We start from the raw sequence: 19,177 nt of genomic DNA, 5'->3' as shown, positions 1-19,177 counted from the left end.
CAGTGCTATACTGCTTTAAGTATAACACTATTTTTATTGTTTTACGATGATTTTAATCTGCTATTGAAAGAAAGTCCTGATTGCTGATTGAGTTGGTAAACTAGCCTTAGTCAGCCCACTATCCCTCATTTATTTCCTTAGCTGATTAGTTTTCTTCTTTTTTGTTTTTCAAACCTAGACCACCGAGTAAACCTGCAAGCGCAAGCCCAAGGAAACCAATACTTGCCATTGATGTTTGAGCTTCACCAGTATTTGGTAGCATAGCTTTATCATCTGACATCATCTTGTCTGACATCATCGTATCAGACATCTTGTTAGCAGAAGCAGCCATGTTTTCACCTGCCATCGTATTGGTAGAGCTTGTCATGGTGTCAGCAGGCATGCTATCTGTAGTACTTGGAGCTGGAGTCTCAGTCTTCATACCTGATTTTTCCATTTGGTCATTTGCTGGCATTGCTTTATCAGTCTCTTTGGCTGGTGCCATCATGTCCTTATGGTCAGTAGGCATTTGATGAGTCGCACCTGTAGCATGACTGTGATTCATCGGAGTCACGCCAGAACCAGAGTTAGAAGGTGAGAATGAACCATTTGCTGTGCCTGATGTTTCTTTAACATTTATCTTAATAGTAACTTGTTTAGTTGCTACGATGTTTGTCAAATCTGCTTTACCGTCTTTATTTCCGTAAACTTTAACAGTAGCTTTATAAGTTTGAGTACCATTAGCACGAAGCTGATCGATTAAAGCTTGACCTTGTTTACCAACAGTATTGCCATTTAAGTCTACTTCATAGAAGTATTGACCTTTGGTCTTCACATTTTCTCCTAATGGAGATAAAGCAGGATTTTTAGCTACACCATTATCAGACCATGGTGCCTTATCAGAAGCTTTTAGTAATAGACGAGTCAACATACCATCACCAGCGAATAGTTCATAAGGAATTACTTGATTTACACCGGCAGTGAAAGGACCTTTTCCTTCAGCTTTTTCAAGATAAGCAGCAGGAACATCGATACTGTCTTTAACGTTATCTTTAACAGCTTTTTCGACAGTTTCTTTAGCAACTAATCCATTGATGTTGATGTCTACATTTTTAGTAGCAACTAGATTAGTCAAATCAGCTTTACCGTCTTTATTTCCGTAAACTTTAACAGTAGCTTTATAAGTTTGAGTACCATTAGCACGAAGCTGATCAATTAAATCTTGACCTTGTTTACCAACAGTATTGCCATTTAAGTCTACTTCATAGAAATATTGACCTTTTGTTTTCACATTTTCTCCTAATGGAGATAAAGCAGGATTTTTAGCTACACCATTATCAGACCATGGAGCCTTATCAGAAGCTTTGAGCAAGAGACGAGTCAACATACCATCACCAGCGAATAGTTCATAAGGAATTACTTGGTTTACACCGGCTGTGAATGGACCTTCGCCCTTGGCTTTTTCTAGGTAGGCTGCTGGAACATCAATACTGTCTTTAACGTTATCTTTAACAGCTTTTTCGACAGTTTCTTTAGCAACTAATCCATTGATGTTGATGTCTACATTTTTAGTAGCAACTAGATTAGTCAAGTCAGCTTTACCGTCTTTATTTCCGTAAACTTTAACAGTAGCTTTATAAGTTTGAGTACCATTAGCACGAAGCTGATCAATTAAATCTTGACCTTGTTTACCAACAGTATTGCCATTTAAGTCTACTTCATAGAAATATTGACCTTTTGTTTTCACATTTTCTCCTAATGGAGATAAAGCAGGATTTTTAGCTACACCATTATCAGACCATGGAGCCTTATCAGAAGCTTTTAGTAATAGACGAGTCAACATACCATCACCAGCGAATAGTTCATAAGGAATTACTTGGTTTACACCGGCTGTGAAAGGACCTTTTCCTTCAGCTTTTTCAAGATAAGCAGCAGGAACATCGATACTGTCTTTAACGTTGTTTTCAACTGCAGAGTTAACATCACTTCTTGTTACAAGACCGTTCAAGGTAATATTGACTTTACGTTCCTTGACAACCTTAGTCAAATCAGCTTTATCTCCGGCTGCTTCATAGACAGTCAGGGTAGCTTCATAGGTATTTGTACCATTAGTACGAAGTGTATCTAATAAATCCTGACCCTGCTTACCTGTGGTGTTACCATTCAAAGATACTTGATAGTAATACTTGCCATCAGGTAAATTTTTCACTGGTGGAATTTTCTCGTTTTGAGCGACACCGTTATCTGACCATGGAGCCTTGTCAGATGCTTTGAGCAAGAGACGAGTCAACATACCATCGCCTGCGAAAAGTTCATAGTTAAGCGGTTTGTTTACACCAGCCAAGAAAGGACCGGTAGCTTTGGCTTGTTCTAGGTAGCCAGCTGGGACATCGATACTGTCTTTAACATCCTCATCGACAGCTTTTTCAATATCTGCTGGAGTTGCTTGTGTCCCTGCCACATCAGCTGTATCTACAGCTTCTTTTAAGACATCTGTTAGCTCTGGATTTTCTTGAGCTTCTTCACCTTTTTCAAAAAGTGTATCCAGACGAGAAGGGCTTGTTTCCTCGCTCACTTCAGTTCCTTCTGTAGGTGTCGGAAGTGAATTCGTATTTCCAGCAACGACCTCAGGTTTCGCTTGAGCAAGAACGGTGTCTCCCTGAGTTTCTGCTAAGTCACCCTTTTTCGTTACCGATTCCCCTTCAGGTAAGACTTGAGCAGGGGTTGGATTGAGCCCATCGGCACGTACAGAACTTGGCTGACCAACTAGGACAAAGAAGCCACTAGCCACAACAACTGAGGCAACACCGACACTAAGACGGCGAATAGACCAACGAGTATATCTTTGATTTGGATTGAATTTCATAGGATTCTCCTTAGAGTTTTTCTTTATTTGATGACTCTAGTATAATCTCCTAAAATTAAAAAGGACTAAGAAAAAGTTAAAATTTTTCTTAAATCCCTCTTATAAAATACTTATATCAATTAAATCCATAAACAGATTTGGTGATTTGATAGACAACATTGGACAGTTTGCGAGCTGGCAAGACTGAATGTTTGGTCAAACGACTCAACATGGTCTTGCGGATAGCCTGAAAAACCTCTGGATTTTCCTGCTGAATATAGGTCCACAGCTCCCGTTTTTTTGCCAGATGCTCCGCTGTTCCAGCTCGGTTGAGCAGGGCACTGGAAATCACCGTCGTAATCTCAATATGATTCAGCAGATATTCTCGCATTTTAGGGTGGCCTACTTTAGATAAATCAAGCTGGTCTACCAAGAGTCGATTGACCTTTAGTTGCTGGTCAATGCGCTTAATCATCACTTGCTCATTGACAGACTGGTCCTCACGCCCAATCAAATAACGATAGAAATCGACAGGTAGATAGTACATGGTCTTGACCTGCTGAAGGGGGGTAAAGACAAAGAGATTATCGACATAAAAAGTATGCTCAGGCAGTTGGAACTGGCTCGCTCGCAACAAATCTGTCCGATAAATCAGCGAGTGCATCATGATATACTGGCCTTTTGAAAAATTTCCGACCTGGTCCCAGCCAAAAATCTGCCGAACAGGCAAGACTGACTCGTAACTCATACTCTTCTTACGAGACTGGCCTTCCTTTTCATAGACAAAATTGGTCACAAAGGCATCCACCTCTTGCCCCTGGCTCTCAAGTTCCTGCAAGGTTTCCAAAATTTTCAGGTAAGCACGAGGATCCACCCAGTCGTCACTATCAACTACTTTAAAATAGCGCCCAGAAGCCTCCGCCAAGCCGCGATTGACGGCACCCCCATGGCCCTTATTTTCCTGATAAATGGCTCTCACGATGTTAGGATACTTGCTAGATAAACTCTCAGCAATTTCCTGAGTCTGGTCCTGAGACCCATCATTGATAATCAAAATCTCAACTTGCTCACCACCAATCACTAGCGACTCCACACAATAATGAAGATAGGCAGCGGCATTATAGCTAGGGATGGCGATAGACAATAACTTCATAATCTGCTCCTTTAGGGGACTGATTTTTTCTTATACTCTTCGAAAATCTCTTCAAACCGCGTCAACGTCGCCTTGCCGTAGGTATATGATACTGACTTCGTCAGTTCTATCTGCAACCTCAAAACGGTGTTTTGAGCTGACTTCGTCAGTTCTATCTGCAACCTCAAAACGGTGTTTTGAGCTGACTTCGTCAGTCTTATCTACAACCTCAAAACAGTGTTTTGAGCATCCTGTGGCTAGTTTAGTTTGATCTTTGATTTTCATTGAATATTACTCTCTCTTGTCACTTCTTTCTATTTTACCATAAAGTCCAGCCTTTGAAGAACTTTTACTAGAATACAAGGCTTCTGTCTCTCTGTCTCTCTTTGCCATCTTGGGCATCAAAAAAGAGGGGTGCTCCCTCCTTACGAATTTAATTCTGCCAAGTCATCTAGATACTGGTTGTTAATGACCGCCAAGATATAGGCATCTGCTTTCAAGAGGTCATTAGGACCAAACTGGACATCCAGTGGTGAATTTTCTTGTTCACGAAATCCTAGGACATTGAGATTGTATTTGCCACGTAGATCTAGCTGGCTCAGACTTTGACCTGCCCAAACACTCGGAATTTTCATCTCCACGATAGAGACATTTTTATCCAGCTGAAAGACATCGACATTGTTATGAAAGAGAATGGTCTGCGCTAGGGACTGCCCCATTTCATACTCAGGTGAGATCACCGAGTCAGCACCGATTTTTTCCAGAACCTTCTTGGCTGTCTGGCTTTTGACCTTGGCAATAACCCTTGGTACACCTAGACTCTTACAATGCATGACTGCAAGCACACTCGACTCCAGATTTTCCCCTGTTGCCACTACAACCGTATCACAGGTATCAATTCCTGCAGTTCTGAGGAGTTCCTCATCTGTAATATCGCCCACAACTCCACGCGCCAAAACTGGCTCAAATTGATTGATACGCTCAGCGTGGTCATCAATGGCAATGATATTCATATCTTGCTTGGCTAGGGCCGTCAGGACACTACTCCCGAAAATCCCCAAGCCTAAAATTCCAATCGTACGATCTGACATCATTCTTCCTTTCTTATCCAATACTAATATCTGCTTTCATATACTGAATCAAATCTTTCTTATCAGGCTGGTAATCCGCTAGACTAACCAGCAAGGTCAAGGGACCGATACGGCCAATAAACATGAGCACCATGACAATGCTGAGAGCTAGTTTGCCCAATTCTGGTGTCAGATTTGCCGTTACCCCAACTGTCGCAAGAGCTGAAATGGTCTCAAACATAAGGTAGATAAATCGCGGTGTTCCTTCTGCTGTAATTCCCAGCAACACCAAGCCCAACAGGAAGGTCATCAAAAAGATAATGAAGACACTAAAGGATTTTTGGACTGTTCGAGCCTCAATAGTTCTCTGAGCAACATTGGCATGAGGTAAGCCCAGCAATTCACTACGCGCAAAGACCAATAAGACAAAGAAAGTCGTAATCTTGAGCCCCCCAGCCGTCCCTCCAGGCGCTCCACCCAGAAACATCTGTAGGATATAGATAAACAAGGTCACAGGTCGAGCTTGAGTGTAGTCAATAGAAGCAAAACCGGCCGTTCTCATGCTAACGGTTTGGAAAAAGCTAACCAGCACTTTCTCTGGAACACTGAGATTGCCAATCGTTCCTGGATTGTGCCACTCCGTAAAGAGTGTGGATACTGTCCCAAACAGCAAAATCCCTGCAGTCAAGAAGAGGACTAGTTTGGTGTGGAAACGCAGACGGCGTTTTTTCTTCTTGTCAAACTGGGTTGCCAAGTCAAACCAGACCATAAAGCCAAGACCACCCGTGATAATCAAACCAGCAATGACCAGATTGATCAAGGGGTCCGTCTGAAAAGACACTAAACTGTTACTGCCGAAATTATCAAAACCAGCATTACAAAAGGCTGAAATGGCTAAAAAGATAGAGGTAAAAATGCCTCGTCCCCAGCCAAACTCAGGAATAAAACGAAAACTTAGTAGAAAAGCACCCAAGCCCTCCACCAGAAAAGTCGTCAAAAAGATAGACCGCATAAAGGCTTTCAGCGACCGAGTCTCCCCGTAACTAAAGCTTTCCTGAATGGTTTCACGACTGCGAAGACTGAGCTTTTGCTTGCCCTGAATATAAAAGACCCCGATAAAAGTCATGAGCCCCAGACCACCAATCTGTATCAAGAACATACAAATCAACTGACCCCAGACATTATAGGTAGTAGCCACTGGTTGCGTAAAAAGGCCAGTCACACAGACCATGGACACCGTCGTAAAAAGATGGTCAAAATAAGTGGCCTGAGAACCATTTGCCTGAACAAAAGGCAAACTCAAAAGAAGAGAGCCTATAAAAATAACTCCAGCGAAACTCAGAAAAATCCGACGAGCTGGCGAAAGTCCACCCAAAGCTCTTTCAATTTTTTTCACAAATAATTTGAATAACATACATCCATTGTACCATAAAAAGAAGGAGAGTAGCTAGATCTGAGAAGTTATCTCAAGGCAGAGTTCCAAGGCCTTCTCGAAAGCTTCTGAACCCCAGTCACGACTATCGTACTGGTCCAAGTCTGCTAAGGAATCAGCTGTGAACAACAATTCTCCCCAGAGAACCCCACGCAGTTGGGCTACTGCCGCAAGCGCAGAACACTCCATCTCCACAACAGCACAGCCTTCTTCCTTGCGATAAGCCACCTTTTCAGCCGTTTCTCGGTAAAAACCATCTGTCGTCCAGGTCATAACTTCTTCATAAGGAATCCCTCTGACTTCCAAAACTCGCTCAATAGCAGCAATAGCCTCTGACTGAATTTCCATATAACGAGAAGGTGCCATATAGTGATAACTAGCTCCTTCATCTCGCAGAGCGCGAACAGGAACTAGAAAGGCATTTTCTTCTATATCAGCCAGCACACCACAGGTTCCGGTTGAAATAATCTGCTCCACACCATAGCCAATCAACCAATCCATAAACTGGGCTGCTGGAGCTGAACCGACAGGAGCCTGAGCCAGACAAATTTCCTCGCCTTTGTAGTTCACGACATAGACTGGATAGGTCTTAGTGGCAGAAACGAATTCGCCTACACAGTCCGCCCCTACTTCCCTCGCATAGCGGTCAATCTCCTCTTCCAAAAATGCATAGATGCACTTCTTTGGTAACTTTAAATCCAAGCCTTCATGATTCGGCATAATGACCGCCTGAGGGTTATCATCAAACTCTAAAATGGGAATCGCATGTTTCTGAATCATAGCCTACCTCCTCTAATTTTGTACTATTGTATCAAATGCTGACCGAGTGTCAAGGAGAAGAATGATAAACCAAGGAGAAAAAAGCATCCCGATTACGAGATGCTTTTAATACTCAATGAAAATCAAAGAGCAAACTAGGAAACTAGCCGCAGGCTGCTCAAAACACTGTTTTGAGGTTGTAGATAAGACTGACGAAGTCAGCTCAAAACATTGTTTTGAGGTTGCAGATAGAACTGACGAAGTCAGCTCAAAACACCGTTTTGAGGTTGCAGATAGAACTGACGAAGTCAGCTCAAAACACCGTTTTGAGGTTGCAGATAGAACTGACGAAGTCAGCTCAAAACACCGTTTTGAGGTTGTGGATAGAACTGACGAAGTCAGTAACCATATATACGGCAAGGCGACGTTGACGTGGTTTGAAGAGATTTTCGAAGAGTATAAAACTGCCTCTGCTAAATAAATGTGACTCTTGTATTCATAGGTCATAAATATTTCCCTCTGTAGTTGTAACTTCAATTATTACATCTATTATATAGTAAAATGAAATAGAAACCTAACAAATCTATTAGGAAAGTCAAACTAATTTCTAACAATGTTTTAAAAGCTAAGTTGTACTCTTCCAGATTCAGACCACTATATAATTCCCATCAAGAAAGTCAAGCCAGACAACTTGAGGCCTCTATTCTAACAAAAAGAGGTCAATGTTCGCCATCAACCTCTTTCTTATCGTTCATTCTTTTTGCTAAGTAAGATGAATACTTTACCTATGGCCTGACATTTTCAGCCTAGTTTACCCATTCACCATTACCATTTACATAGTAACCATCTGGTGTTGTTGTGCTCACAGCCAAAGCTCCAGAATCGTAGGCATAGTACCAGTGTGGTCCAACTTTAAACCAACCTGTCTTCATAATACCTGCTTCGTCAAGGTAATACCAAGTGCCATTTTCCTTGTACCAGCCTGTCTTCATAGCTCCTGAGCCGTCAAAGTAGAACCATCTGCTACCATCTGTTCCCCAGCCTGTAAACATAGCACCTGAATTGCTCAAGTAATACCAGCTACCAGAAACTTTTACAAATCCAGTCTGCATGATACCTAAGTCATTCAAATAGTACCATTTACCATCTGTTTTCACCCAGCCTGTCTTCACATCACCAGACTCATAAAAATACCATTTACCATTAGATTCCACCCAGCCAGACTGATCAGACGTAGACGCTCTAAAATCTTTCAGTGGTTTTTCTACAACCGTAGCTTTAGTTTTAACTGTTGAAAGGTTTGAGGCAGTCACTTCTGTATACTGAACAGCAGAACCATATCCACCAGCCAATTCCTCTGAAGAAGCATCATCACCTAGAGTTTGAGCAATTGTAATAGCTTTGTATTGATTATTAGGATTTTTAAAAGCTGCCATCCCCATGTGTGTAAATTTAGGGTTAATTAGCGACTCATAGTGACCAGATTTCCCATTGTCTGAACCACTATTTTTTTTCTTCACATAATCTGCCTTTTCAGAACGCCATTGTTCAATAGCTTTTAGAAAACCGTCATGATTCCATGCCAAATTTTCTCCCATTATACTATTAGAAGTTGGAAAGGCACTCCAAAGCTCTTTGCTAGAAAGACGAGTATGATCCATGGTTATAGATGCTTCTGTAGCTCTGGCAAAAGCTGCCTTTTCTAGGTCAGTTGACCATTTAATAGGGACATACTTATCTACCAAACCTTCATCAGCTGCTTCCTTACGAATCTTATTAATCGCATCCAAAATAGCTTGTTTATCTGGGGTTAAAAATTCTCCCTTAATCCCAACTAAAACGTTGCCACTAGAAGGATTTAACACCTCTGAAGTCAATACATAACCATCAGCAGATTGCGTTGCCACCAACCTGTCATTCGCAAAAACATCAGTTGTCAAAACTGCTCCAGCCAAGGTCAAAGCCAAGGCGCTAGCAAATACAATTTTCTTCATTGTTTACTCCTTATATCTTTTGAATCGTATCTTGATAAATACTTCTCAACACACAATTATATCATATTTTCCTACTATTTGTCTTTGCTTACCTATTCCTAAATCCCCAAAGTAGGCGCAATGATTCTTTTATTTCACAACAAGTTCATAACGTGTCTTACTGGTGAAGGTTTGACCGGCTTTGAGAATGACTTGGTCTTTGAGGTTACTGTGAATGGCATCTGGTAAAGCTTGCGCTTCAAGGGCAATCCCATTGTGCTGAATCATTGGCTGACCAGCCACAAGTACACTCTCATCCACAAAGTTTGCTGTGTAGACCACAAAGCAAGGAGCCTCTGTCTTGAAAAGCAGGAAGCGACCTGAGTTTTGGTCATAAAGGAATCCAGCATTGTCATGACCTGCAGGAAGGGCAAATGGATGATCTAAGCCAGATACCAACTGGATTTGCTCATCTTCTTCTGCAAAGATATCTTTCAACAAGGCACCATTGTAGATGTGTTTGACCACATCACGGTTGGCTTCTGGAGTTTTGGCAGGAACACCGTCGAGAGCGATTGGGTAAATGCCCTCTGTATTTAGTTGGAAGACATGACGGTCAATCGTCTGCGTGAAATCACCAGACAAGTTGAAGTAGCTGTGGTTGGTCGGATTGACCAGCGTATCCTAATCGGTCGTTACCTTGTAGCTGATTTCGTAGGCACCAGTTTCTTCCAAGTGGTAACTAATCCAAATCTTGAGATTTCCAGGAAATCCCCCTGTCCCATCTGTACGCTCTGTGTAGAGGGTCAGACCATGGTCGCTCACTTCAACTAGTTCAAACAAGCTCGAATCCCAACCAGTTGAACCGCTATGGTTACAGTTGCTAGCATTGTTGACTTCCAGATGATAGGTCTGGCTATTGAGCTCAAATGTCGCACCAGCAATACGGCCTGCCACAGGACCTACACTAGCTCCATGCTTGGGACTATTGCCTACATAACTATCAAAATCATCAAATCCCAAGATAACATTGGCAAAATTTCCAGCCTTGTCAGGCGTTACATAGCGCAAGATGGTCGCACCATAAGTCATAACCTCAAGTTGGTAACCACCGTCCGTCTCAAAACGATAGGCCAAGACATCCTTGCCCTCAACATTTCCAAATACACGCTCTGTGTATGCTTTCATTCTCTTCTCCTTTTACTATTTCTATCAAGCAAACAAACCATAGAAAGCCGATTGACAATCTATGGTTTATCTGATAATTTATAAATCCTCTTTCAAGAATTCATAAATATTGCCTTATACTCAATGAAAATCAAAGAGCAAACTAGGAAGCTAGCCGCAGGTTGCTCAAAGCACCGCTTTGAGGTTGTGGATAGAACTGACGAAGTCAGCTAAAAACACTGTTTTGAGGTTGTAGATAGAACTGACGAAGTCAGCTAAAAACACTGTTTTGAGGTTGCAGATAGAACTGACGAAGTCAGCTCAAAACACTGTTTTGAGGTTGCAGATAGAACTGACGAAGTCAGCTAAAAACACTGTTTTGAGGTTGCAGATAGAACTGACGAAGTCAGCTCAAAACACTGTTTTGAGGTTGCAGATAGAACTGACGAAGTCAGCTCAAAACACTGTTTTGAGGTTGCAGATAGAACTGACGAAGTCAGTAACATATACCTACAGCAAGACGAAGCTAGTATGGTTTAAAGAGATTTTCGAAGAGTATTACTTTTGATAGTCATGGATGATAACACCTTGTACCACACGGTTTACCGTACCTGTAGGAGACGGTGTATCTGGTTTATTTTCTACCTTGAGTGAAGTCAATAGGGCAAAGAGTTGGGCATAAACGATGTAAGGGAAGACACGGTAAATATCATTCAAGACACCGCCACAACCAAGGGCCACTTCTTTGACATTTTCAAGACCAAAGGCTTGATCACTCAAAAGCACAACACGGCGAGCAATCTGATCACCAGCAACTTCACGAACCAAGTCCAAGTCGTACTTGCGAGTGTAGTCTGTCGTTGTACCAAAGACCAAAACAACTGTATCTTCGTTAATAAGAGATTTTGGACCGTGACGGAAGCCGACTGGGCTTTCATACATAGTCGCTACTTGACCAGCTGTTAATTCCAAAATCTTGAGCTGAGCTTCATGAGCAAGTCCGAAGAATGGACCAGCACCTAGATAGATGACACGGTTAAAGTCTAGGTCAACAAGCTCTTTGACATCTTCTGCCTTGTCTAAAACTTTACGGGCAAGACTAGATACAACTTCAAAACGTTCAGCTTTCACAGCAAATTCTGTAGGATCAAAGACCAAGAGAGCTGTTAACATCATAGACGTAAAGCTAGAAGTCATGGCAAATCCAGCGTCATTTGAAGCAGCTGGTTGCAACAGCAAGAGATTGCGGTCATCACCGTGGGCTTGAAGAGCCAACTTACCGTCCGATGCACAAGTAATCGTCACTTGGTAAAGCTCATCCACCAAGGCCTTGGCCAAATCAACAGTCGCCACACTTTCAGGCGAGTTCCCACTACGAGCAAAAGATACAAGGACAGTTGCCACATCTTTTTTCAAATAGGTTTCTGGATTGGCAACGATATCTGTGGTCGCAATAGCATTGAAATTCCATTTTCGTTCGTCATAGACTTCCTTAAAGTAAGGTACCAAGGTATCTCCCACATAAGCAGAAGTCCCAGCACCTGTCAAGATAACCTTGATATAGTCATGTTTATCAGCAATCCCTTGTAGGAAAGCTGCAATTTCTTCACGTTGTTCTTGATAAGATTCAAAAGCTTCTTTCCATACATCAGGCTGTTGGTAGATTTCACGTGTAGTGATTTCTGCACCCAATTCGAGCAAGTCTTCTTTTGTATAATGTAGCATTGAGTTCCTCTTTTTCTATTAAATATGGGAATGGGAGTAAGCCCCATTCCCATGTATATTCTATATCAGTTGTTCTGACGATGTTCACGTTGTCACATGAATTGAATCGAGTTCCAACTAAAATCTTTGGGAAAAAGACCGATTATCGTCGGAGCATCGCTCCATCCTCTTATCGCCTATTTTCCCTGTGATTTTCACGTTGTCACATCTTATTCATCTTCGTCATCATCGAAGCCCGCTAACAGGTCATTGACTTTCACAATGCTTTCTGCAGCACGGCTCTTGTAGTCCGCATCTGCACCTGTAAGGCTAGCATTGATAAATTCAATCACCATTGGAAGATTCATCCCTGCGTAAAGTTCGATGTCACGACCTTCCATAATCAAACGGCTTACCACGTTACATGGTGTTCCACCGAGAAGATCCGCAAAGACTAGGAAATCGTCCAATCCTTCAATAGCAGCTTTAAATTTTGCAGTAAATTCTTCTGGGCCATCTTCTGGAAGAAGAGCTACTGTATAAATATTGTCTTGTGGGCCCATAATCATTTCTGTGCTACCTTTAAGCTCCTCACAGAAGCGACCATGGCTCACCAAAATTAATGATTTGGTCATAAGGAATTACATTCCAAGTGCAAAGTGACCAAGGGCAGAAAGAACCAAAGCAAGTACGATAATAATAAAGATAGCTTTAGTAGAGTTCATACCTTTCTTACCAAGCAACCAGAAGATAAAGGCAGTAAAGATTGCTGGAAGCAAGCGTGGGAAGATTGAGTTCAAGATGTCTTGGAAGTCAATCATCTTTTCACCGATTGGCAACTTGTAAGAAATTTCAAAGTTAATCAATGTTGCTACAAGAGCACCCATCATGAAGACACCAAGTACAGATGCAGCGTCAATCAAAGCTGTCAAGGTACTTTGCATGTTGTTGATAAGGTTAACCCCTTCTTTGTAGGCAAATTCCAACTGTTTCCAACGGAAGATGTCATAAGCAACTGCAACTGCAATCCAAAGGAAGATACCCCAAGGTTGGCCAGCGATAGCCATAGTTGCTGCGACTGACCCCATGATAGCAGGTACAAGTGAACCAAAGATTGTATCCCCAAGAGGAGCGAATGGCCCCATCAAACCTGTCTTGATACCGTTAACGGCGTCTTTTGAACCTACACCATCTTTTTCTTCCATGGCAAGGTCAAAACCAGCGATAATGGTATGGAAGAATGGTGAAGTATTGAAGAATTGAGTATGAACTTTCATCATTTCTTTCAATTCAGGAGTTCCATCCCCATACATTTTACGCAATTGAGGCAAAATCATGTAAAGGTAACCAGAAGCTTGCATACGTTCGTAGTTCCAACCTAATTGGAAAGTAAACAAGCTACGTTTGTTGATTTGATTAAAATCTTCTTTTGTTAGTTTGTAATTAGAATTCGTCATCTTCGATTTCCCCACTTTCTGATGGTGTAGAAGGTGCTGCTACAGCTACTTTTTGGCTATTTTTGAAGTGAAGCACTGCAAGGAAGATACCTACGATAGAAATACCAATCATAGACAAACCTTTGAAGTTGTTCACGAAACCAATTTTTTCAGCAACATCTTTCGGTAGAGTGCCTACGATACCAGCAACAGCGCCACCAAGACCTGTTACATATGAGTAAAGAACAGTCAACATAGCTGTCAAACCAAATCCCATAGCAAGGTAGTGAAGGTTACGTTTAACTGGAAGGTAACGAAGCAAGATTGCAAATCCAAGACCTGGAAGCATACGTCCTGCAAGTGTCAAACCATCTGCAACCCATTGGTATTCCTTAACGAAGTCTACAACTGACTGTACAAAGGCACCACCAAAGGCAAGGGCAAAGAAGACTGGAAGGGCACGAGATAAAGCCCAAGGAATCGCACCAAGCAAGTAGTTGCGTTCAATACCTTTGTAGTCAAAGCGTTCGATTGCAGCATCCACACGGTGAGCAAAGAAAGTAGTTGTCATACGACCAAGAACGTCGAAGTAAGTCAAGAGAGCTGCTACTGGCACAGCGATTGTTGTAATCGCAAGTGCTGTATCAATTCCTTGTGAAACAGAGAAGGCTGTCGCAAGAACCGCACCAGAAGTTGCATCGATACGAGAAGCACCACCGAAGGTACCAACCCCAAGAACGAATAGTTGCAAGTTACCACCGATAAGCAGACCAGTAGTCACATCTCCCATGATTAAACCAGTAATGAAACCAGCAAATACAGGGGAACCTGCAGATGAAACGATCGTCAACTCATCACAGATTTGATAAGCTGAGTACAAAGTGAGAAGTAAAATTTGCCACCATTGTATCATAACAATGACCTCCTAAAAATTTTTTCCTATTTTAATAAGCTCAAAAAGTCTGAAACTGGATCATTTGGAACCATTTGAGCAGTAAGTTTAACACCTTTTTCTGCCAATTTGTGGAAGTCTTCCACATCCTTGTCCACTACGTTGATGGAACGTGTGATGGCGCGAGTTTCTGGTGTTTGAGACATATTCCCAACATTAAGGGTTTCAAGTGGTACACCTGCTTCTACCAAACCAAGGAAGCGATCTGGCTTACGAGCCACGATAAAGAGACGTTGGCTATCGTATTTTCCAGCAAGAATATTGGCTGCCGCTTTTTCAATTGGCAAAATACTCAATTTCACACCTGGTGGTGTCGCGAGTTTCAAACCACTCTTTTCAACGTCATTGTTGACAACTTCGTCATCTACAACCATAATACGTGAAACATTTAGTTTTCCAGCCCAAAGATTGGCTACTTGTCCGTGGATCAAACGTCCATCGATACGGCATCCTACAATTGTCATAAGTTTTCCCCCTTTATATGTTTTAGTGTAGGTTTACGAGTTAAATGAATCTCTTCTTTATATTCACCTTCTGTTTCAAAGATAATGATGCGGTTGGCACCTTCCTTGAGATAGCTATGAGGGATATAAAGCGAGAGGGTTGGACCGACGTTCCAAAAACGTCCTATGTTCCGCCCATTGACAAAGGCAACCCCCTTACCAAACTCAGACAAGTCTAGGTAAGTATCTTTTGGCTCTCGGACTGTAAAGTCATAAGCGTAAAAGGCTGGTTGTCCTTCTGTCCATCCTTTTGAAAAATCAATTTTCTCAGGATTATCCAGTGGGAGTGGATAGTGTTTCCAGTTTAGTAAGAAGTGCAAATCCTTACAAACTCCTGTTCGGATTCCCTTACGTTGCGTATCGGCTAAGAACTTATGCCCATAGTTGACACGCCCCATATTTTCTATCAATATGTCAATTCTAGATAGCGCTTCCTTTTGACCTTGATAGAAAATATCTTCCCCAATCTCTGTCTGGTATTGAGTGGAAATCCATTGACCATCTACAAAGAGTTGAGCACGGTCACGTCCATCAATGATACGAAGTCTTTCCTCTTCTGCATCCCAACTTGCCTCAGTACGATAGAGAAGATAGCCATAACTTTGTCCTAGCTCCTCCATCTTTTGAGGATAGAGACTTTCTATAGGACTGGACAAGCTATCTAAGGTTTCAAACAAGGAAACTTTTTCAGCAAGTGGAATAGCGTCCACTTTCATGCTTTCCTTATAGAGTGGTTCCAACTGCGGATACTCTGGGAAATGTGTCGCCATCATCTTCTTGACTGCCAAATATTTGGCAGTTGGATTTCCTTCTTCATCCAGAAGGGCATCATAATCATAAGATGTAACCTGTGGCAGGTCCAAAGTTCCTCGAGCCGAACAACCATTCATGAAGCCAAAATTTGTACCACCATGAAACATGTATAGATTGATGGAACCTTGTTCCAAAACTTCTCGAACTGCATCTGCCAATTCTTTTGGGTCCCGTGTGATAATCGGTTCCTTCCAACGATTGAACCAGCCATCCCAGAACTCCATACACATGAGTGGCCATTTCTTGCCATGTTCATCAAAGAATTCCTGCATCTGTGAAAAGTTGTAAGGGGCCTTAGAACCAAAGTTGCCTGTTACAAAGAGGTCATCTTCGATTAAGGTTCCAGCTTTCAGAGTAGCTCGCCATGGACCATCTGATGTAAAGAGTGGACAGGTTACGCCACGATCTTCCATCAACTGTCGAATTGCTCTTAGGTAAGCCTTATCTTCTCCATAAGAACCATACTCATTTTCAACCTGCATCATAAGGATATTGCCACCATTGTCCAACAAATGTGGAACCAATCGTGACAAGAGCTGGTCATAGTAGCGACCGACAGCTTCAATATAGGCTGGGGCGGATGAGCGAATCCGCATATTCTTGGTTAAAAGCCAAGCCGGTAAGCCACCGAATTCCCACTCCGCACAGATGAAGGGAGAGGGACGAACGATAGCGTAGAGACCCAAATCTTGTGCTGTCTGTAGAAATCGCTCCAAATCCAGAGCTCCTTCAAAATGAAACTCACCCTCACGAGGCTCATGTAAATTCCAAGCTACATAAGTCTCTACCGTATTAAAGCCAAGGGCTTTCAAGTTGTAGAGTGAATGATACCAATCTTCTGGAGGAATCCTAAAATAATGAATGGCGCCGGACAAAATCTTGAACGGTTTCCCATCTAAATAGAAATCGTCCCTAATATCAAATCGTGTCATTTTACTACCTTCTGACAATTAAAGTTTACGCTTTCATTTGTTGATATATTAAATATATCTCAATATTTTGCTTTTGTCAATAGGTTTTCACAATTTTTTTCATTTTTAACTAACTTTTACACAAAAAACTTATAAAAGTCTCTAATTTATAACAATAGTATCCTTTAAAAACCATGTATAAAAATGTATGTTTTTCTATTAATTTCGATGTAAATTAACCTTATACCCTATTATTCTAATTTTTTTATTCAAAAGACTACTATTCTTTTCGGTTTTATGGTAGAATCTTTAACGGAGAAGGAAAATCGAGGTGAAATTATGGCAATTCCAAAGTATCAATATATAAAAGATGAATTAAAGAACAAAATCATTTCTGGCCAATTCGCTAGTGGAGATAAATTTTACACTGAAGCTGAATTGATCGCTATGTATGATGTAAGTTCTATCACAGTTGTCCGCGCCTTAAACGACCTTGCCAAAGACGGCTATATTGTCCGCCAACAAGGAAAGGGTACATTCGTTTCACGCGCACGCAAACACAAACTCGTAGAGTTTTCTGATGTAGAAGTTTTTGAAACTAAAGATGATAAAGTTACCGTCCTTTCTATTGAGCGCGGAAACAAATTAAACTACTTAGAAAAACTTGGACTACGCGGTGACCAGTTCTACTACAAGATTGAACGTGTACGCGAAACAAATGGTGTCGTATACATCTATCACACATCTTATATTCCAGAACAATACATCAACGCAAATTATCCAAATCTTGAATATTATAGCTCTATCTATAACCGTTTCAAATTGGATTATCACATCCACATGAATGATGAACATTTTGAAGAAATCAACGAAATAGCATTTCCAACTCCAGAACATGCGGCTTCAGTCCTTGGAGTCGATGAACAATTCCCTAGCGTTTTACAAACCAAGACGACTAAACTAGAGTCTACTGGTCAAGTTCTCGCATACAGCGAAACATATAAACGAGCAGATTACTACAAAATCAAATTCATTTCATGTGACCGTGATCACTAAGAAGAAAGCCTGAGCCTTGCTTGGGCTTTTTCTATGCTTATTATATGACATTAAAAATATATGGCTCTTTGTCAACTGTAGTGGGTTGAAGTCAGCTAAGCTCGAGAAAGGATAAAATTCGTCCTTTCTTTTTTGATGTTCAGAGCGATAAAAATCCGTTTTTTGAAGTTTTCAAAGTTCCGAAATCCAAAGGCCTTTCGTTTGATAAGTTTGATGAGATTATTAGTCGCTTCCAATTTGGCGTTAGAATAGGGTAGTTGAAGGGCGTTGACAATTTTCTCTTTGTCCTTTAGAAAGGTTTTAAAAACAGTCTGAAAAAGAGGATGAACTAGCTGCAGATTGTTCTCAATGAGTCCAAAGAATTTCTCAGACTCCTTGTTCTGAAAGTGAAAAAGCAAAAGTTGATAGAGATGGTAGTGGTGTTTCAAGTCTTCTGAATAGCTCAAAAGCTTGTCTAGAATTTCTTTATTCGTCAAGTGCATGCGAAAAGTAGGGCGATAAAAACGTTTATAGCTGAGTTTCTGACTATCTTGTTGGATGAGTTTCCAGTAGCGTTTGATAGCCTTATATTCATGGGATTTTCGATGAAACTGATTCATGATTTGGACACGCACACGACTCATAGCACGGCTAAGATGTTGGATAATATGGAAACGATCTAGAACGATTTTAGCACACGGAAAAAGCTGTTTAGCCAAGTCATAATAAGGACTAAACATATCCATAGTAATGATTTTCACCTGACAACGAACGGCTCTATCGTAGCGAAGGAAGTGATTCCGGATGATAGCTTGTGTTCTGCCCTCAAGAACAGTGATGATATTGAGCTTTTCAAAATCTTGTGCAATGAAACTCATCTTTCCCTTTGTAAAGGAGTACTCATCCCAAGATATAATCTCTGGAAGATGAGAAAAATCATACTTAAAACGGAAGTCATTGAGCTTTCGAATGACAGTTGAAGTTGAAATAGACAACTGATGAGCAATATCGGTCATGGAAGTTTTTTCAATCAGCTTCTGAGCAATTTTTTGGTTGATGATACGAGGGATTTGATGATTTTTCTTTACTAGAGGAGTCTCAGCAACCATCATTTTTGAGCACTGATAGCACTTAAAACGGCGTTTTTTAAGGAGAATTCTAGTAGGCATACCAGTTGTTTCGAGGTAAGGGATCTTAGACGGTTTTTGAAAGTCATATTTCTTCATTAGACTTCCGCAATCAGGACAAGATGGGGCCTCACAATCTAGTTTAGCGATGATTTCTTTGTGGGTATCCCTATTAACAACATCCATAATTTGGATATTAGGGTCTTTAATGTCTAGTAGTTTTGTGATAAAATGTAATTGTTCCATATGAATCTTTCTAATGAGTTGTTTGGTCACTTTTCATTATAGATCTTATGGGACTTTTTTTCTACAACAAAATAGGCTCCATAATACCTATAG

At 41.2% G+C, this 19,177-nt stretch carries 16 protein-coding genes and 1 pseudogene; 2 read left to right on the top strand and 15 right to left on the bottom strand.

Going from position 1 to position 19,177, the window contains the following annotated elements; translation table 11 throughout:
* Positions 1 to 145: 145 nt before the first annotated feature.
* The 6 genes from SMI_RS00475 to SMI_RS00450 all read right to left on the bottom strand — a co-directional run bounded on the left by SMI_RS00475 (position 146) and on the right by SMI_RS00450 (position 7,238).
* Positions 146 to 2,845: a PavB family fibronectin-binding SSURE repeat adhesin gene (locus SMI_RS00475; protein WP_000671355.1), complete on the bottom strand. Its 2,700-nt coding sequence runs from the start codon at positions 2,843 to 2,845 to the stop codon at positions 146 to 148.
* 115 nt (positions 2,846 to 2,960) lie between these two features.
* Positions 2,961 to 3,977 carry a glycosyltransferase family 2 protein gene (locus tag SMI_RS00470; protein WP_000771886.1) on the bottom strand — a complete coding sequence of 339 codons (1,017 nt, stop codon included), beginning with the start codon at positions 3,975 to 3,977 and terminating at the stop codon, positions 2,961 to 2,963.
* A 51-nt stretch (positions 3,978 to 4,028) separates the two neighbouring features.
* Entirely contained in the window at positions 4,029 to 4,241 is a 213-nt protein-coding gene (locus tag SMI_RS00465) for a hypothetical protein (RefSeq protein WP_000692791.1), read from the bottom strand.
* A 140-nt stretch (positions 4,242 to 4,381) separates the two neighbouring features.
* Positions 4,382 to 5,047, bottom strand: coding sequence for a potassium channel family protein (locus SMI_RS00460; protein ID WP_001283909.1), 666 nt, complete (start codon positions 5,045 to 5,047; stop codon positions 4,382 to 4,384).
* A 13-nt stretch (positions 5,048 to 5,060) separates the two neighbouring features.
* A complete protein-coding gene (locus SMI_RS00455) occupies positions 5,061 to 6,440 on the bottom strand; it encodes a TrkH family potassium uptake protein (protein ID WP_000897705.1) in 1,380 nt (459 codons plus the stop codon).
* Between the two features lie 33 nt (positions 6,441 to 6,473).
* On the bottom strand, positions 6,474 to 7,238 hold the full coding sequence (locus SMI_RS00450) for a nucleoside phosphorylase (RefSeq protein ID WP_000614984.1): 765 nt from the start codon (positions 7,236 to 7,238) through the stop codon (positions 6,474 to 6,476).
* A gap of 115 nt (positions 7,239 to 7,353) precedes the next feature.
* On the opposite strand from SMI_RS00450, the gene SMI_RS10685 reads away from it, so the two are divergent.
* A complete protein-coding gene (locus tag SMI_RS10685) occupies positions 7,354 to 7,698 on the top strand; it encodes a hypothetical protein (RefSeq protein WP_000693051.1) in 345 nt (114 codons plus the stop codon).
* Positions 7,699 to 8,023: 325 nt separating this feature from the next.
* On the opposite strand, the gene SMI_RS00435 is transcribed toward SMI_RS10685, so the two are convergent.
* The 8 genes and pseudogenes from SMI_RS00435 to SMI_RS00400 all read right to left on the bottom strand — a co-directional run bounded on the left by SMI_RS00435 (position 8,024) and on the right by SMI_RS00400 (position 16,697).
* Complete coding sequence (locus SMI_RS00435) at positions 8,024 to 9,211, bottom strand: CAP domain-containing protein (RefSeq protein ID WP_000724617.1); 1,188 nt, start codon at positions 9,209 to 9,211, stop codon at positions 8,024 to 8,026.
* 129 nt (positions 9,212 to 9,340) lie between these two features.
* A pseudogene (locus tag SMI_RS00430) lies at positions 9,341 to 10,378 on the bottom strand (aldose epimerase family protein).
* A 537-nt stretch (positions 10,379 to 10,915) separates the two neighbouring features.
* On the bottom strand, positions 10,916 to 12,082 hold the full coding sequence (locus SMI_RS00425; protein WP_000903539.1) for an SIS domain-containing protein: 1,167 nt from the start codon (positions 12,080 to 12,082) through the stop codon (positions 10,916 to 10,918).
* Positions 12,083 to 12,291: 209 nt separating this feature from the next.
* Positions 12,292 to 12,696 (bottom strand): PTS sugar transporter subunit IIA, encoded by a 405-nt coding sequence (locus SMI_RS00420; RefSeq protein ID WP_000167449.1) that lies wholly within the window; start codon positions 12,694 to 12,696, stop codon positions 12,292 to 12,294.
* A gap of 6 nt (positions 12,697 to 12,702) precedes the next feature.
* Complete coding sequence (locus SMI_RS00415; RefSeq protein WP_000185295.1) at positions 12,703 to 13,518, bottom strand: PTS system mannose/fructose/sorbose family transporter subunit IID; 816 nt, start codon at positions 13,516 to 13,518, stop codon at positions 12,703 to 12,705.
* The gene (locus SMI_RS00410; RefSeq protein WP_000617011.1) at positions 13,505 to 14,410 is read right to left on the bottom strand and encodes a PTS mannose/fructose/sorbose/N-acetylgalactosamine transporter subunit IIC; all 906 of its coding nucleotides are present in this window, start codon (positions 14,408 to 14,410) and stop codon (positions 13,505 to 13,507) included. The genes SMI_RS00415 and SMI_RS00410 overlap by 14 nt, the downstream gene beginning before the upstream one ends.
* Before the next feature lie 26 nt (positions 14,411 to 14,436).
* Positions 14,437 to 14,913, bottom strand: a complete 477-nt coding sequence (locus SMI_RS00405; RefSeq protein WP_000156971.1) for a PTS sugar transporter subunit IIB — start codon at positions 14,911 to 14,913, stop codon at positions 14,437 to 14,439.
* Positions 14,910 to 16,697, bottom strand: a complete 1,788-nt coding sequence (locus SMI_RS00400) for a glycoside hydrolase family 35 protein (RefSeq protein WP_000196523.1) — start codon at positions 16,695 to 16,697, stop codon at positions 14,910 to 14,912. The genes SMI_RS00405 and SMI_RS00400 overlap by 4 nt, the downstream gene beginning before the upstream one ends.
* 318 nt (positions 16,698 to 17,015) lie before the next feature.
* Between SMI_RS00400 and SMI_RS00395 the strand changes: the two genes are divergently transcribed.
* Complete coding sequence (locus SMI_RS00395; RefSeq protein ID WP_012972423.1) at positions 17,016 to 17,732, top strand: GntR family transcriptional regulator; 717 nt, start codon at positions 17,016 to 17,018, stop codon at positions 17,730 to 17,732.
* 95 nt (positions 17,733 to 17,827) lie between these two features.
* On the opposite strand, the gene SMI_RS00390 is transcribed toward SMI_RS00395, so the two are convergent.
* The gene (locus tag SMI_RS00390; RefSeq protein ID WP_000436571.1) at positions 17,828 to 19,084 is read right to left on the bottom strand and encodes an ISL3 family transposase; all 1,257 of its coding nucleotides are present in this window, start codon (positions 19,082 to 19,084) and stop codon (positions 17,828 to 17,830) included.
* Between the last annotated feature and the right edge of the window lie 93 nt (positions 19,085 to 19,177).

This window comes from Streptococcus mitis B6 (assembly GCF_000027165.1).
Classification (GTDB): domain Bacteria; phylum Bacillota; class Bacilli; order Lactobacillales; family Streptococcaceae; genus Streptococcus; species Streptococcus mitis_AR.
The sequence above is the reverse complement of the archived record's forward strand: the minus strand, read 5'-3'. Positions and strand labels throughout refer to the sequence as shown.

Bases quoted from the DNA above. Each gene is read 5' to 3' on its own strand.
- SMI_RS00415 (WP_000185295.1), bottom strand. From the start codon at position 13,518: ATGACGAATTCTAATTACAAACTAACAAAAGAAGATTTTAATCAAATC.
- SMI_RS00400 (WP_000196523.1), bottom strand. From the start codon at position 16,697: ATGACACGATTTGATATTAGGGACGATTTCTATTTAGATGGGAAACCG.
- SMI_RS00450 (WP_000614984.1), bottom strand. From the start codon at position 7,238: ATGATTCAGAAACATGCGATTCCCATTTTAGAGTTTGATGATAACCCT.
- SMI_RS00465 (WP_000692791.1), bottom strand. From the start codon at position 4,241: ATGAAAATCAAAGATCAAACTAAACTAGCCACAGGATGCTCAAAACAC.
- SMI_RS00395 (WP_012972423.1), top strand. From the start codon at position 17,016: ATGGCAATTCCAAAGTATCAATATATAAAAGATGAATTAAAGAACAAA.
- SMI_RS00470 (WP_000771886.1), bottom strand. From the start codon at position 3,977: ATGAAGTTATTGTCTATCGCCATCCCTAGCTATAATGCCGCTGCCTAT.
- SMI_RS00455 (WP_000897705.1), bottom strand. From the start codon at position 6,440: ATGTTATTCAAATTATTTGTGAAAAAAATTGAAAGAGCTTTGGGTGGA.
- SMI_RS00410 (WP_000617011.1), bottom strand. From the start codon at position 14,410: ATGATACAATGGTGGCAAATTTTACTTCTCACTTTGTACTCAGCTTAT.
- SMI_RS00420 (WP_000167449.1), bottom strand. From the start codon at position 12,696: ATGACCAAATCATTAATTTTGGTGAGCCATGGTCGCTTCTGTGAGGAG.
- SMI_RS00390 (WP_000436571.1), bottom strand. From the start codon at position 19,084: ATGGAACAATTACATTTTATCACAAAACTACTAGACATTAAAGACCCT.
- SMI_RS00475 (WP_000671355.1), bottom strand. From the start codon at position 2,845: ATGAAATTCAATCCAAATCAAAGATATACTCGTTGGTCTATTCGCCGT.
- SMI_RS00425 (WP_000903539.1), bottom strand. From the start codon at position 12,082: ATGCTACATTATACAAAAGAAGACTTGCTCGAATTGGGTGCAGAAATC.
- SMI_RS00460 (WP_001283909.1), bottom strand. From the start codon at position 5,047: ATGTCAGATCGTACGATTGGAATTTTAGGCTTGGGGATTTTCGGGAGT.
- SMI_RS00435 (WP_000724617.1), bottom strand. From the start codon at position 9,211: ATGAAGAAAATTGTATTTGCTAGCGCCTTGGCTTTGACCTTGGCTGGA.
- SMI_RS00405 (WP_000156971.1), bottom strand. From the start codon at position 14,913: ATGACAATTGTAGGATGCCGTATCGATGGACGTTTGATCCACGGACAA.
- SMI_RS10685 (WP_000693051.1), top strand. From the start codon at position 7,354: ATGAAAATCAAAGAGCAAACTAGGAAACTAGCCGCAGGCTGCTCAAAA.